Annotated in this window: 10 protein-coding genes and 1 pseudogene; 7 read left to right on the top strand and 4 right to left on the bottom strand. The window is 72.0% G+C overall.

Annotation, left to right across the window (positions count from 1 at the left end):
• Positions 1 to 384 precede the first annotated feature (384 nt).
• The 5 genes from SSBG_RS03720 to SSBG_RS03700 all read left to right on the top strand — a co-directional run bounded on the left by SSBG_RS03720 (position 385) and on the right by SSBG_RS03700 (position 8234).
• Positions 385 to 3693 carry a discoidin domain-containing protein gene (locus SSBG_RS03720; protein WP_037868869.1) on the top strand — a complete coding sequence of 1103 codons (3309 nt, stop codon included), beginning with the start codon at positions 385 to 387 and terminating at the stop codon, positions 3691 to 3693.
• Positions 3694 to 3781: 88 nt separating this feature from the next.
• Positions 3782 to 4879 carry an enolase C-terminal domain-like protein gene (locus tag SSBG_RS03715; protein ID WP_008744887.1) on the top strand — a complete coding sequence of 366 codons (1098 nt, stop codon included), beginning with the start codon at positions 3782 to 3784 and terminating at the stop codon, positions 4877 to 4879.
• A gap of 114 nt (positions 4880 to 4993) precedes the next feature.
• Positions 4994 to 6388, top strand: a complete 1395-nt coding sequence (locus SSBG_RS03710; RefSeq protein WP_037868866.1) for an ABC transporter substrate-binding protein — start codon at positions 4994 to 4996, stop codon at positions 6386 to 6388.
• A complete protein-coding gene (locus SSBG_RS03705; protein ID WP_008744885.1) occupies positions 6385 to 7326 on the top strand; it encodes a carbohydrate ABC transporter permease in 942 nt (313 codons plus the stop codon). Before SSBG_RS03710 ends, SSBG_RS03705 begins: the two co-directional genes overlap by 4 nt.
• Positions 7323 to 8234 (top strand): carbohydrate ABC transporter permease, encoded by a 912-nt coding sequence (locus SSBG_RS03700; protein ID WP_008744884.1) that lies wholly within the window; start codon positions 7323 to 7325, stop codon positions 8232 to 8234. Before SSBG_RS03705 ends, SSBG_RS03700 begins: the two co-directional genes overlap by 4 nt.
• Before the next feature lie 61 nt (positions 8235 to 8295).
• On the opposite strand, the gene SSBG_RS34210 is transcribed toward SSBG_RS03700, so the two are convergent.
• The 3 genes from SSBG_RS34210 to SSBG_RS03685 form a co-directional block, all read right to left on the bottom strand.
• The gene (locus SSBG_RS34210) at positions 8296 to 9402 is read right to left on the bottom strand and encodes a discoidin domain-containing protein (RefSeq protein WP_008744883.1); all 1107 of its coding nucleotides are present in this window, start codon (positions 9400 to 9402) and stop codon (positions 8296 to 8298) included.
• Complete coding sequence (locus SSBG_RS34205) at positions 9399 to 10544, bottom strand: right-handed parallel beta-helix repeat-containing protein (RefSeq protein WP_008744882.1); 1146 nt, start codon at positions 10542 to 10544, stop codon at positions 9399 to 9401. Before SSBG_RS34205 ends, SSBG_RS34210 begins: the two co-directional genes overlap by 4 nt.
• A gap of 430 nt (positions 10545 to 10974) precedes the next feature.
• Positions 10975 to 12183: an ROK family transcriptional regulator gene (locus SSBG_RS03685; RefSeq protein ID WP_234010348.1), complete on the bottom strand. Its 1209-nt coding sequence runs from the start codon at positions 12181 to 12183 to the stop codon at positions 10975 to 10977.
• Between the two features lie 99 nt (positions 12184 to 12282).
• Between SSBG_RS03685 and SSBG_RS03680 the strand changes: the two genes are divergently transcribed.
• A complete protein-coding gene (locus SSBG_RS03680; RefSeq protein ID WP_008744880.1) occupies positions 12283 to 13188 on the top strand; it encodes a LacI family DNA-binding transcriptional regulator in 906 nt (301 codons plus the stop codon).
• 72 nt (positions 13189 to 13260) lie between these two features.
• Here the strand turns inward: SSBG_RS03680 and SSBG_RS03675 are convergent, their stop codons facing one another.
• Positions 13261 to 14514, bottom strand: a complete 1254-nt coding sequence (locus SSBG_RS03675; protein WP_037868862.1) for a hypothetical protein — start codon at positions 14512 to 14514, stop codon at positions 13261 to 13263.
• A gap of 408 nt (positions 14515 to 14922) precedes the next feature.
• On the opposite strand from SSBG_RS03675, the pseudogene SSBG_RS03670 reads away from it, so the two are divergent.
• Positions 14923 to 15157: pseudogene (locus SSBG_RS03670) on the top strand (ABC transporter substrate-binding protein); the annotation flags it as partial.

Here is a 15157-nt window from a genome sequence, read left to right as displayed (position 1 = left end):
CCCCCGCCCGGGGCCCCGCACCCGCACCCCTCCCGTCCCGGGAGACCGCACCACGAAAAAACAGCACCGCCGCCACAGCCCAGCACCGCCCTCCAGCACCCCCCGTGGGGCGGCCCGACACCGGGCCCCCGGCCCACCTCCCGGTCCGCGCGTGACCCGCACCGCGCCACCGGCGGCCGGACGCCCCTCCCCGCACGCCGGTGTCCCGTTCCGGGACGGACAGGACACCGGTCCTCGGCCCGGAGCAGCGCTCCGGCCACCTCCCCGGAGCCACCCGCCCCCCCGGCCGCCCCCGCGGCCCCGGAGCGCCCGGCCCGGGACGCTCAGACCCGGAGTCAGCCGCTCCGGGGTCCGGACAGCTTGTCCTTACGCGATGGGATACCCGTGTCCACACGCCCTGAGAACAACGCCCTGCCCCACGGGCTGCGCAGAGCCGCACTCGCCGCAGCCCTGCTCACCCCGGCCGCGCTCGCGCTGCCCCTCGCCCCCGCCGCCTCGGCGGCGGCGCCCGCCAAGGCGCCGCGCCCGGCCCTGACCGTGCACGTCTCCCCGCACGGCAAGGACGCCGGGACCGGCACCGCCGCGCGCCCCTTCAAGACGCTCGCACACGCCCGTGACTACGTCCGCACGGTCAAGAACCGGGTCCGCGGTGACATCCGCGTCGAGCTCGCCGACGGCACCTACCGCCTCGACCGCACCCTCGCCCTCGACTCCCGCGACTCCGGGCGCGACGGGCACACCGTCACCTGGGCCGCCGCGCGCGGCGCCCACCCCGTGATCAGCGGCGGCAAGCGGATCACCGGCTGGCAGCCCGCCGACGCCGACGGCAAGGTCTTCAAAGCACCCATCGGCGACCTCCAGGCCCGCCAGCTCTACGTGGACGGCGAGCCGCAGACCCGCGCCCGCACCGAGAACGAGTGGCCCGGCGGCTGGCAGAAGACCAAGACCGGCTACACCTTCACGGACGACAGCCTCACCCACCTCAAGCGCCCCTCCGACCTGGAGGTCGTCAGCAGCTGGGGCTGGAAGCTCATGCGCTGCCCGGTCGAGTCGGTCAACGACCACACCGTGACCATGCGCCAGCCGTGCTGGAACAACGCGAACCTCCAGGAAGGCCAGGAGATCACCACTCCGACCTGGCTGGAGAACGCCCGCGAGTTCGTGGACACCCCCGGCGAGTGGTACATAGACCACGCCGTGGGCGAGGTCTACTACTACCCGAAGCAGGGCCAGGACCTCGGCCGCGCCGAGGTCACCGTGCCCACCGTCCAGGACCTCGTGGACCTGAACGGCACCGCGTCCAAGCCGGTACGGGACGTCGCCTTCGACGGCCTCACCTTCTCGTACTCGACGTGGCTGGAGCCCAGCTCCGACGAGGGCCACGTCGAGGGCCAGGCCGGCTTCCGCATGGTCGGTAAGGACAACCCCGACTTCGACTCCACCAGGCTCCACTGGAAGAAGACGCCGGGCGCCGTCAACACCGGCTTCACGAAGGACGTCTCCTTCACCGGGAACACCTTCACCCACCTCGGCGCGGTCGGCCTCAACCTCAACACCGGCAGCCAGGGCACCGAGATCACCGGGAACGTCTTCCGGCAGATATCCGCGACCGGCATCCAGATCGGCGGCGTGGACTACTACCAGGACGCCCACCCCACCGACAAGCGCAACGTGGTCAGGAACACGACCGTCAGCGACAACGTCGTGACCCGTACCGCCGACCAGTACCGGGGCTCCCTCGGCATCCTCGCCGGCTACACCGACCACACCACGATCACCCACAACAAGGTCTACGACCTGCCCTACAGCGGCATCTCCGTGGGCTGGGGCTGGGGGCTCACCGACAAGGGCGGCAACCCCTCGTACGTGAACAACGGCAAGGTCCCGGTCGCCACGACCCCGACCACCAGCCGGAACACCGTCGTCTCGTACAACGACATCGGCGACATCATGAAGAACCAGGCGGACGGCGGCGCGGTCTACACGCTCAGCGCCAACCCCGGCGGCCGGGTCAGCGACAACTACATCCACGGGGTCCCCGAGCACGCCTACGGCGCCGTCTACCACGACGAGATGAGCCGCGGCTGGACGAACACGAACAACGCGTTCTGCGGTGTGACGTTCCAGTGGATGCTCATGAACCACGGCATCGAGAACAACGCCTCCGGCAACTTCACGGACAACGCGAACTACGCCGTCCAGGGCGGCAGCTTCGACAACACCGTCCAGAACAACACGAAGGTCGGCGGCTGCGCGCAACTCCCCGTCTCGATCGTGAAGAAGGCCGGACTGGAGCCCGCCTACCAGCACCTCGACCCGGGCCCCGCCGTCACCGACCGCACCGCGCCCACCCGGCCCGGCGCCCCGAAGGCCACGACGGACTTCCCGACCGTCGCCGACCTGAGCTGGACCGCCTCGAAGGACGACAAGGGCGTCACCGGCTACTCCGTCTACCGTGACGGCAAGCTCGTCAGCGCCTCCGGTTCCACCGCGGTCCGCATCGCGAACCTGAAGCAGAACACCACCTACCGCTTCCAGGTCCGCGCCCGCGACGCGGCCGACAACGAGTCCCCGTACAGCGCCACCACCGTCGTGCGCACGCCCAAGGGCGAGGACCTCGCCCTCAAGCACCCCGCCACCGCCTCCTCCGACTCCGAGGGCAACGTGCCCGCGAAGGCCGTGGACGGCGACCCCGGCACCCGCTGGGCCCAGGGCCTCGGCCTGCCCGACCCCTCCTGGATTCAGGTGGACCTCGGCGCCTCCTACGACGTCAACGGCGCCATCACCACCTTCGAGAAGAGCAAGGGCTACCGCTACCGCGTCGAGGTCTCGCCCGACGAGGTCCACTGGAAGCCCCTCGTGGACCGCACCGGCGCCGACACCACCGAGGCCACCGACTACGCGCACGCCACCAGCTCCGTCACGGGACGCTACGTCCGGCTCACCCTGACCGGCACCAGCGGCAACGGCGGCAGCGTCTTCGACTTCCAGGTCTACGGCACGAAGGCGAAGGTCACCGACCGTACCGCCCCCACCGCGCCCAAGACCCTCACCGCGAAGGTGCTGCTCCCCGGCAGCCTCCAGCTCGACTGGCAGGGCGCCACCGACGACAAGGGCGTCACCAGCTACGTCGTCTCCCAGGACGGCAAGCGCGTCGCCGTCACCGGTGACACCACGCTGCGGATCGACGGCCTCAAGCCCGAGACCCGCTACGCCTTCACCGTCACCGCCCGCGACGAGGCCCTCAACACCTCGCCCGTGAGCCCCGAGGCCGTCGTCACCACCCCCGCCGACACCAACCTCGCCCTGAACAAGAAGGCCACCGCCTCCTCCGACTCGGAGGGCAACGTGCCCGCCAGGGCCGTGGACGGCGACAACGGCACCCGCTGGGCCCAGGGCCTCGGCCTGCCGGACCCCTCCTGGATCCAGGTGGACCTCGGCACGAGCACCCCGGTCTCCGCGGTCGTCACCACCTTCGAGAAGAGCGGCGGCTACCGCTACCGCGTCGAGTACTCGGCCGACGGCAAAAACTGGTCGGCCTTCGCCGACCGCACCGCCAAGGCCACCACCACCCAGACCGACAACGCCCTCGCCGACCAGCCGGTCGAGGCCCGCTACCTGCGGCTCACCGTGACCGGCTCCAGCGGCAACGGCGGCAGCATCTACGAGATCCGCGCCTACGGCGGCTTCTGACGGAGCCGGGGCCCGGCTCCTCCCTGAACGGGCCGGGCCCCCACCGCCGCACGCGCGGAGGCACAGAAAGACGAGACGAAAGCCACTCATGAAGATCACCAGTGTCGAAGTGCACCGGGTCGAAGTACCGCCCGCCGACCCTCCCTTCCTGTGGCGGGAAGGGCTCGCCGGGAGTGCCCCGGTGGGCGACGGCGCCGTCCTGCACCTCGGGACCGACGAAGGCGCGGAAGGCGTCGCGCTGCTCGCCCGTCCCGGCGCGCACGCCATGCTGACGAGCCTGGTGGACGTGGTCTTCCGCGAGGAGCTCCTCGGCGCGGACCCCTTCCAGCGCGAGTGGCTGTGGCACCGGGTCTGGGAGCTGGACCGCATCCACGAACTCCCGCTCCCCGCCCTCGGCCTCGTCGACACCGCCCTGTGGGACCTCGCGGGCCGCTACTACAACGAGCCCGTGTGGCGCCTGCTCGGCGGCTACCGCGAGGCGATACCGGCCTATGCCTCGACCTCGACCTTCGCGAGCACCGAGGAGTTCCTGGACGTCGCCGACCAGAGCCTCGCGCTCGGCTACCGCGGCATCAAGCTGCACGCCTGGGGCGACGCCCGCCGCGACGCGGCCCTGTGCCGCGCGCTGCGCGAGCACGTCGGCCCCGACGTCCCGCTCATGTACGACGGCTCGGCCGGCTTCGACCTCCCCGACGCCATCCACCTCGGCCGCGCCCTGTCCGAGGCGGACTACCTCTGGTACGAGGAGCCGATGCGCGAGTTCAGCATCAGCGCCTACCAGCGGCTCGCCACCTGCGTGGACATCCCCCTCCTGGTCGCCGAGACCTCCGACGGCGCCCACATGAACACCGCCGACTTCATCAAGGCGGGGGCCGCCACCTTCGGCGTACGGACCAGCACCAACCTGCGCGGCGGAATCACCGGGGCCATGCGCATCGCGCACCTTGCCGACTCCTTCCAGCTCCGCGCCGAGGTGCACGGCTCGGACCTGCCCAACCACCACCTGTGCATGGCGATCCCCAACACGACCTACTACGAGTCCCTCGTGACCTCCGCGCACGTCGTGCGCGAGCGCCACGTGAACGCCGACGGCCTCGTGCACGCACCCACGGCCCCCGGCATCTCCCTCCCGCTCGGCCTGGGCTACGGCAAGACGCTGGAGCCCTTCACCGAACCCTCGCGCTGAGCGACGCGGGCGTCCGTCCGCTCCCCCCCTGTACGGACGGACACCCCCGGCGCCCGCCCCACCGGCGCACCGCCCCCTCCCCCGCGGACTCCCCGCACAACGAAAGGCAAGACAATGAGGTCTCTCCGATCTCCCGGAGCCGGCCGGGCCCGTGCCACCCGCACCGCCGCCGCCGTGCTCTCCCTGGCCACCGCGGCCCTCCTCGCGGGCTGCGCCAGCGCGGACCCCTCCTCCGGCTCCGGCGACAGCTCCCCGGCCGCCGCCAAGGGCTTCGAACCGGCCGCGCAGAAGGAGGGCTCGCAGATCACCGTGTGGGCCGACTCCACCCGGCTGCCCTCCGTCCAGGCGTACCAGAAGGCGCACCCGGACACGAAGATGAAGATCGTCACCTACGACGGCGGGGCCGACGGCTCCACCTACCTCCAGTCGAAGGTGCAGCTCTTCGACCGCACCGGCAAGGGCTGGCCCGACGTCGTCTTCGGTTCCCCCACCGACGTCACCTGGGCCTCGGAGCCGACGAAGCCCGGCGCGCGGCCCTTCGCCGCGCCGCTCGACGACAAGCTCGTCCCCCAGGAGACCCTGGACGGCTTCGCCAAGGGCTCGCTGACCCCCTGCGAGTTCGACGGCCACACCTACTGCCTGCGCAACGACATCGCCCAGGTCGTCCTCTGGTACAACAAGCCGCTCATGGAGAAGTGGGGCTACAAGGTCCCCACGACGTGGGAGGAGTACGAGGCCCTCGGCGAGAAGGTCGGCAAGGAGCACCCCGGCTACCTCGTCGGCTCGGTCGGTGACACCAACTCGCACGAGTCGTACTTCTGGTCCACGAAGTGCCCGGCGTACCAGCTGACCAAGCCCAACACGCTGCGCAGCGACCTGGGCGACAAGAACTGCACGCGCACCGCGAAGCTCCTCGACAACCTGATCGACGCGAAGGCCGTCACGACCAAGGGCTTCTTCTCGCAGGGCTTCGCGAAGAACAGCGGCAACAAGGTCCTCATGGCCTACGGCCCGTCCTGGTACGGCCAGTACCTCTTCAAGACCGCCTTCAAGGTCCCCGCGAAGACGATGGCCGTCGCGCCCCCGCTCAAGTGGGAGGGTGAGTCCACCGCCGCCACCGGCAACGTCGGCGGCGGGGTGTGGATGGTCTCCTCGCACAGCGCGAACCTCAAGGCGTCCACCGACCTCGCCACCTGGCTCACCACCTCGGACGAGAACCAGGCCGGCGCCCCGACCTACCCCGCGTACACCAAGGCCGCGCAGGCGTGGCTGAAGAACCCGGCGAACAGCTCCTACTTCGCCGGTGACGTGAGCGAGGTCTTCCAGAGCGCCGCCGACGCGGTGTGGACGGGTTGGTCGAACACGAAGTTCCCGGACGCCACCGCGTGGTCCAACGCGGTGCTGCCCAAGCTGACCGAGGGCAAGAGCCTCACCTCGGTGCTGCCGGAGTGGCAGAAGGAGATCAGCAACGAGGCCAAGGCCGACGGATACCAGGTGACCAACGAATGACCGTCCTGGAGACCCCCCGTGTCTCCACCGGTTCCCCGCGCCTCGACGGCTCCGCGCCGTCGCGGCCGCGGGGCCGCCGGCTCAACGCGGGCTATTTCTTCGTCGCCGGATATGCGGTGCTCCTGCTCGCCTTCGGCGTCTTCCCGACCGCCTACTCCTTCTACCTCGCCTTCACCAACGAGCGGGGCCAGTTCACCGGCCTCAACCAGTTCACGAAGGTCGCCAAGGACTACCGCTTCCTGCCGGCCTTCGAGCACATGCTCGTCTACCTCGTGCTGTGGCTCGTGGTCCTCGTCGTGCTGGTGGTCCTCGTCGCGGTCGTCCTGCGCGGCCGCATCCGGCCGGGCACCTCCGCCCTGCTGCGCTTTCTCTACTACATCCCCGGCGCCCTCGCCGGGGTCGCGAGCGTCCTCGTCTGGCTCTTCATGCTCGACCCGGACGTGAGCCCGGTCTCCTGGCTCCTGAACGCCATGGGGATGCACTCCTTCGCGGCGGTGCTCGCCCCCGGGCACCTGCCCGTCATCCTCATGCTCATCGCCTTCTGGACCGGCGCGGGCGGCTGGATGGTCGTCATGTACGGGGCGCTCAACAACATCCCCGACGAGGTCCTGGAAGCCGCCCGCATGGACGGGGCGGGCCCCTGGCGCACCGTGTGGCACATCCAGATCCCCATGATCCGGCAGTGGATCGTCTACATGGCGATCATGGCCTTCGCGACCGGCACGCAGCTCTTCGTCGAGCCGCAACTGCTCCAGACCGCGAGCCTCGGCCGGGTGAGCCCCACGTGGTCGCCGAACCAGCTCGCCTTCGTCTTCGCCTTCCAGCAGGGCGACTTCAACGGCGCCGCGGCCATCTCGGTCTTCCTGCTCAGCCTCGGCCTCATCGCCGCGGCTCTGCTGGTCGCGCGCTCCAACCTGTTCTCCCTGGACGAGAAATGACCGACATCCCCCTCGCCGCCCGCACCGGCCGGCGCGCCCGCCCCTCCAAGTTCCTCTCGTTCGCGGTGATCGGCGCGCTCCTCGCGGTGCTGCTGGTCTTCTTCGTGCTGCCGGTCGTCTGGCTGCTGCTCGCGCCCTCCAAGACGGCCGGGCAGATCACGCACGACAACCCGCTCTCCTTCGGCTCCTTCGGCCAGATCGGCACCGCCTGGAAGCACCTGTTCGACTTCCAGGACGGCGTCATGGCGCACTGGTTGCTGAACTCGGCTATCTACAGCGGTGGTTCGCTGATCCTGACGCTCGCCGTCAGCATCACGGCCGGGTACGCGCTCGCGCTCACCAAGTTCAGGGGCCGCAAGACGCTGCTGACCGTCACGCTCGTGACGATGATCATGCCGCAGGCGACCCTCGTGCTCCCGGTCTTCCTGGAGCTGAACCGCTTCCACCTCATCGGCACGGTGTGGTCCGTCATCCTGCCGTTCTCGTTCTACCCCTTCGGCGTGTACCTCGTGTACATCTACTTCGGCAGCAGCCTGCCGCGCGACCTGCTCTCGGCGGCGCGCATGGACGGCTGCAACGAGTGGCAGCTCTTCATGAAGATCGCGCTGCCCCTCGCGAAGCCGGTCGTCGGGCTCGTCGCCTTCTTCAGCTTCGTGGGGAACTGGAACAACTTCTTCCTGCCCTACCTGGTGCTGCCGGACAGCGACCAGTTCCCGGTGCAGGTGGGCCTCAACCAGCTCCTCACCTCGACGCCGAGCTTCAACCCGGTCGCGGGCGCGGGCCTCAACATCACGATCCCCGAGCTGTCGCTCGCGATCGTCGTGGCGATCCTCCCGGTCCTCGTCCTCTTCCTCTTCTCGCAGCGCACCCTGGTCTCCGGGATGCTCGCGGGAGCGACGAAGGAGTAGCGCGCGGCGCGGCGACGCCCCGCCCGGGGAACGGGCGGGGCGGGTGCGGGGGAGCGGCGTGCTAGGCGGCGCTCCCGCTGACGCGGACCGAGGAGATCTTGTCGTTCGCGCCGAGGGCGAGGAGATCGGGCGTGTCCTTGGTGAAGACCCAGCGGGTCCCGGTGAACCCGGCGTCCGCGTAGGCGGTGACGGTGTGTCCGGCCGGGACGCGCAGCGAGGAGACGCTGTCGTTGCCGAGGCCCGCCGTGCGCAGGGCCGGCAGGTCGTGGTCGCCGGGGGCGAGGACCGCGGAGGTGCCCGTGTAGCAGCCGTCGGTGTAGAGGACGGGGCCCTTGGCGGCGCTGGTGCCCGCCGTGCCGTAGACCGCGAACTCGTAGAGCGAGTAGCCGTACTGGGTGTGCGGCTGGACGCCGCGCATCCGTACGTACCGGGCCCGTTCGCGCACGGCGACGGTCTCGGTGCCGCCCCGGCCCTGGGTCACGGTCGCCGCGTCGCGCCAGGTGCCGCCGTCGTCGGAGACCTGGACGCGGTAGAAATCCGCGTAGGCCGCCTCCCAGGAGAGCGAGACGCGCGAGAGGTCGTAGGGGGCGCCGAGGTCCACCGCGAGCCACGCCTGGTCGTCACCGCTGTTGTTGCTGGACCAGCGCGTCGCGGGCCGTCCGTCGATCGCCTTGTCGGCGGTCAGGTCCTCGTCCTCGTGCGAGGCGCTCGCCTTCGCGTCCTGGCCGAGCGAGAGGTTGCGGGGCGTGCCGGGACGCGGGGCGGGGACGACCGGGACGGTCTGCCCGGCCGGGGGCCACAGGGTCACGGTGTTCTGCCCGTCATGGGCGCCCGCGAAGGGACCGGGCAGCGGGTGCGCGGTGTCCAGGGGCTTGCCGAAGAAGTCCGTCGTGACGTCCCCGGGGATGCCCTGGTTCGCGCGCGGGATCGCGCCGACGCGGGCCTCGGTGACCGGGGTGGCCGCGGGCAGGCGCGAGGCGTCGAGAGCGAAGCTGAGCCGCAGCCCGGCCTCGTCCGCGGTGTAGTCGACACCGGACAGGGCGCCCTCGGCGTTGCCGTCCTTGACGTGCGTCTTGTTCGGCGCGTCGGCGGGCAGCGCGGTGTCCTGCACGAGGTTGTTGAACCAGAAGAACTTCTGCGGCGAGGTGAGCGCGGTGCTCTCGTTCATCGTGCCCGGCTGGAAGTAGTAGGCGTCGCGCCCGTCCCCGTCGATGTTGATCTTGTTGTTGTCGAGGAAGAGGTTGTGCGCGAAGGCGACGCCGGTCGCGTCCAGCGTGCGGATGTCGCTGTTGCCGATGAAGCCTCGGCGTAGTAGCCCCAGGGGCTGTTCATCACGACGTTGCCGGTGATGCGGACGTGCTGGTTGCCCCAGTCGGTCCAGATCCCGGCCGAGTTGCCGCCCTGCGAGTTGCGGACGAAGTTGCCCTTGATGAGGCCGTCGTTCATGTAGTGCACCTTGATCGGTGCCGTCTCCGCGCCGCTGAACTCGTTGCGGTAGTTGGTGTCCTCGATGCGGTTGTAGAGGATCTGCGACTTCCACGAGAAGACGCCCGCGATCCCCGACTGCCCGCAGCGCGCAAGGTAGTTGTTGCGGACGATGTGCTCGCCGTACTTGCTCGTGTCGTGGAAGTCGGTACGGGTCTCGCCGGGCCGGTTGCCCGCCCACTCGTCGCTGCCGAGGCCGATGTCGATGCCGATCGTGCGGGCGTTGAGCACCGTGTTCCGCTCGATGATCCACTTGCGCCCGCCGTTGACGCTGATCGCGCCGGCCTGGTGCCGCGAGGGCGAGTCGGGGAAGTCCGAGTAGGTGTTCGCGGCGTGCATCACGGTGAAGCCGCGCACGGTGATGAAGCCGAGGCCCCAGGCGTCGGGCGCGAAGACCTGCCGGCGGACGTTGATCTCGGCGAGGCCGGAGTTGGGGTCCGCGCCGTCGAAGTTCGCGTAGATCGTCGTCCGGCCGCCGCTCACCTCGGTGAACCAGCCGCGCGGCGCGGAGTCGACCTTGGCGCGGCTCGGCTGCTCGGCGTAGGCGTCCTCCTCGAAGTAGACGTCACCGGCCGTGTAGCCGGGGAAGGTCTGCCCGCAGCCGCCCTGCGGGTGGCCGGTGGCGTAGGGGTTGTAGCCGCCGAAGTAGCTGTCGGACAGGCTCACGCTCCACACGTCGCCGCTCGCGCGGGTCCAGGAGTTCACCTCCTCCGCGCCCTTGACGACGACCTCGCCGTCCCCGGCGCTGGTGTACGTGATGCGGTGCTGCTCGTCGGTGCCGCCGCGCGCGGGCTTCACCGTCTCGCGGTACAGGCCCGCGTGCACCGAGACGGTGTCGCCGGGCTGTGCCTCCCGCGCGGCCTTGTTGATGGTGCGGTAGGGGGGGGAGGCGCGCTGCCGTCGTGCGCGTCGTCGCCGGTCACGGGGACGTGCAGGACGCGTCCCGCGGCCTCGGCCGCGTGGGCGCCGCCGGCCGGGAGCGGCGCGGGGACGAGCGCGAGCACGCCGAGCGAGGCGACGAGGCGTGCCATGCGGGGCAGCCGGAGAGTTCTTCTGCGGGTGGTGGGGTGTCTCATGCGGGGGCTCCTCGGCGCGGACACGGCCGCGCGCCCGGCGGCGAAGGCCGGGGGTGACAGGGGGACGCCCACCTGTTTACCACCTGATTACATTATTAATCTATGTTCTCGCGCAGAAAACTTCCCGCGCCCGCCCCCGGCTCCTCACGGCTCCTCACCCGGTCCCCGGGGGCCGCCGCTCACGCCCGTCCCGCGACGCGCGGCCCGTGCCCCGGGGCCACCGAGCCCTGGAGGACGAGCGCGGCGCCCCCGATCGCGGCGGCGTCGCGCGGGTTGCTGGAGAGATCGACCGTCACCTCGTGCACCCCGCGGGTGAAGGCGGAGGCGGCGAGGCGCGCGCGGATCGCGCTCACGTAGAGGGAACCGGCCGCGGCGAAGCCCGGTCCGGCCAGGACGAGCGTGTCGAGGTCCCACAGGTTGGTGAGCGTCACCGCGGCCTCCGCGAGGAGTTCCGCCGACTCGTCGAGGAGCGCGCGGGCCGCCTCGTCCCCGTAGAGCGCCGCCCGCGCGAGCACGTCGAAGGCGCGGTCCACCGGATCGCCCTCGGCGATGCGCAGCCGCCGCGCGAGCCCCGGCAGGGCGCGGGCCCGCTCCACCAGGACGCGCGGGGCCGCGTACTGCTCCAGGCAGCCCCGGTTGCCGCACGGGCACTCCCGCCCGCCGCGCACCACGGCGGTGTGCCCGAGCTTGCCCGCGTTGGAGCTCGCGCCCCGGTGCAGCGCCCCGTCGAGCACGACGCCCGAGCCGATCCCCGAGTTCATGTACAGGCAGCCGAAGGTGCGGGCCCGCGAGACCTGCCGCCCCCAGAACTCCCCGACCGTCGCCGCCGAGGCGTCGCTGTCCACGAGGACGGGCACGCCGAGCGCGCCGCCGAGCGCCGGGGCGAGCGCGAGGCCGGTGGCGGGGGAGCGGCCCGGGAGGGCGAGGAACGAGCCCTGGGCCACGTCCACGGGGCCCGGGCCGACTACCGCGAGCCCGGCGACGCCCCGCGCGGGCAGCCCGAGGCCCGCGACGACGTCCCGGTACAGCCCCGCGAGGGCTTCGGTCACCGCCTCCGGGTCCCCGGAGGGCGGCGCGGCGACGAGGAGACGCCCCACCGTGCCGCCCCGCGTGTCGGTCACCACGCAGGTCAGCGCGTCCGTGGCGAGGTGGATGCCGATGCCGTAGGCCGCGTGCGAGTTGATGACCAGCAGCGAGCGGGGCTTGCCCCGGGTCGCCACCGTGTCCCCGGTCTCGCGCACCACGCCGTCCTCGATGAGGCGGCGCACGATGTTCGAGATCGTCGGCTGCGTGAGCCCCGTGCTCTTGACCAGTTCCACCCGGCTGATCGGCCCGGAGGAGCGGATCAGGTCCACCACCAGGGCGCGGCTGCCCGGACCGGTGGCCAAGGACTCCCGTCGGGCCACGCCCCACCGCCCTCTCGTCTCGCCGTACGCTGTCGGACGACTACGTTATCCGGCGAAGGCGCGGGCGAACCGGAGGGCAGCATGAGTGGGGTACCGGACGGGGGCGCGGCGACGGCGCCCGGCGGGTCCGCCGCGCGGCCGGGACCGGGGGGCGGGGCCGTCGGTCTCGCGCTCGTGCGGGACGCCGAGGTCCTCGGCAGCGAACCGTTCTTCCACGAGTTCATCGCCGGGATGGAACGCGTCCTCGTGCCGCGCGGGCTGCCCGTGCTGCTCCAGGTCGTCGCCACCGTGGAGCAGGCCGCCGAGCGGACGCGCTCCTGGGCGGCGCTCGGCCAGGTCTCCGGGGTCATCCTCATCGACCTGCTGTCGGGGGACGAGCGCATCGGGCTCGTCCGCTCCCTCGGGCTGCCGGCCGTCGTCATCGGCGACCCGGTGACGGCCGCGGGGCTGCCCGCCGTGTGGACCCAGGACGACGTGGCGATGCGCGACGTGGTCGGGGAACTCGTCGCCGCCGGGCACTCCCGGCTGGGGCACGTGCGCGGGCCCGCCGAGATGGCGCACACGATCATCCGCAGGGACACCTTCGTCGCCGTCGCGGACGAACTCGGCGCCCGTACCACCTGTTTCGACGGCGACTACTCGGAGGCGGCGGGCCGCGAGGCCGTCGAACGCCTCGTCCGGCTCCGGGCGGCCGAGCGGCCCACGGCCCTCGTCTTCGACAACGACGTGATGGCGCTCGGCGCCCTGCACGCCGCCCAGCGGCACGGCGTCGCCGTCCCCGGCGACGTCGTGCTCGTCGCCTGGGACGACTCCGCCCTGTGCCAGCTCGCCGCGCCCCCGCTCAGCGCGGTCAGCCACGACGTGCAGGAGCTGGGGGAACTCGTCGCCGACGTCATGCTGGACACGCTGGCCGCGGGGCCGGAACCGGCGTCCCCGCGTGTGGAGACGGCCGCCCCGGTCCGGCTCGTGGTGCGCGGCGGGCTCTGAGGCGCCTCGCCGAATCCGGGGCTGGCGGAACGGCCGCTCCACCCGCGCGGCCCCGCCCCTCGTGACGCGGTATCAGGCGTGGTCGCGCCGACGGCGTACGGCGGCGAAGCCGAGGACACCGGCCCCGGCGACGACGAGACCGGCGGCGAGCGCGACCGGCGTCGAGAGGCCGCCGCTTCCGGTCTCGGCGAGCCGCGCCGTGACGGCGGAGGCGGGTGCGGCGGTACCGGTACGCGTCGAGGTGGTGCCGACCCCGGTGCCCGTTCCGGCGCCCTGCGAGGCCGGGGCCGAGGCAGAGGTCGGGACCGAGGCAGAGGCGTGGGCGGACGGGGACGGGGACGCGCTGGGGGAGGCGCCGGCCGCCTTGACGGTGACGGTGGCCGGGGTGCCGCAGCTGGTGACGCCCTTGAACGGGACGGGGCCCTCGTTGACGATCACGCACGGGGACAGCTCCGTCCTGCCGGCCGGCGCGTCCTCGCGGTAGGTCACGCGGACGTCCGCGGACACGGTGCCGTGTGCGGCGAGGGACACGTCCTTGCCGATCACGTCGTATCCGTAGACATCCGGTTCGGTGGCGGCGGTGATCGGCTTGAGCGTCGTCCACCCGGCCGGGCGCCGCACCTGGACGGTGGTGTGGCGGTTGGTGAACAGGACGTCCGTGACGTTCTCGTACGCCGACGGGGTCGGGTTGTCGACGGTGGCCTTGAAGGTGACCGCCCGGCCCCCGGCGGTCGCGGTGGCGGGCACCCCGGACAGGCGCGTGCTCAGCCCCTTGACCGCCACGTCGTCCACATCGGTGGCGTTGGTGGCCCCCGAGGCGCCGTACGAGATCATCGTCGTCAGTCTCAGGTGGTCGGTGCCGCCGTTGCTGTCGCCGTGGTGCGGAGTGCCCATGGGGAGGCCGAGGCGCAGGTGCACGGTCCGCGACGCCCCGGCGGCCAGGGACAGGCGCTCCGGCAGTTCACCGCCGTGGACGGTGCCGTCGACGATGCTCAGCGGCACCTTCTTCCACGTCGGGCCGTCCAGCTGGTACTCCAGGCTCAGGGCGTTGTCCGGCAGTCCGTCGCCCCCGTCGACGCGGTAGATCAGGCGGGCCGAGGAGGTGTCGGTCGTGCCGGGGTTGGAGGCCGTGGTGGTGAAGGCGACCGGCAGACCGCCCAGCCCGATCTGTGCGGGCGCCTCCGTGGCGACGGCCAGCTCGGGGGTTCCGGTGGCGGCCGGGGCGGCCAGGGCCGCCGGGGCGAGGGCGGCCCCGGTGACGGTCAGCAACAGCCCTGCCGCCGAGGCGACGGCGGACGAACGCACGGTGCGCGCAATCGTGTGCAAGATTTCCCCCTGTGGTGTGTGAGCGGCGCGGCCGGGTGCCGCGTGCCGCGGGCGGCGGACGCCTCGGCCCGCCCTCCCGCACACTTCGACAGGCCGCCCCGGCCTCAGGTTGTAACCCCGCACGTCATGGTTCTGTGACAGAGCCCGGGCGCCGGGTCCCCGCCCTCGCCGCTCGGTATCACTTTCATTGATTACTAATCTTAGTGATTGACCTGGCCCGGGACGTGCGGAACTCTGTGTGCCGGGCCCGACGACGGGTGGTTTCCGGCCACCGCCCGGGGACAGCCGTCCCCGGCCGCTCGCCGGCCCCGGCGCCCACCCCCTCGGCCGGGTTCCCCCGCACCCGTGCCCGGCGCCCTCCCCGTACCCGCCCGCGCGGCACGCCGCCCGTACCCCGAAGGACTACTCATGCAGCAGCTCAGCAGGCCACGCGCCCGGCGCCTCGCGGCGGCGCTCGCCACCGGCGCGCTCAGCCTCTCCCTCGCCTCCTGCGGCACCGGCGGCGACGGCGCGGGCGGCGCGGGTGACGACGACACGCTCTCCGTCGTCACCCGCTGGTCCTCCGGGAACACGGCCGCCGCCGCCCAGAAGCGCGCCTTCGCGGCCTTCACCAAGAAGACCGGCATCAAGATCAAGGCCACCG

The sequence above is a fragment of the Streptomyces sp. SPB074 genome (assembly GCF_000154905.1).
Classification (GTDB): Bacteria; Actinomycetota; Actinomycetes; order Streptomycetales; family Streptomycetaceae; genus Streptomyces.
This window is presented reverse-complemented; position numbering and strand designations above follow the sequence as displayed.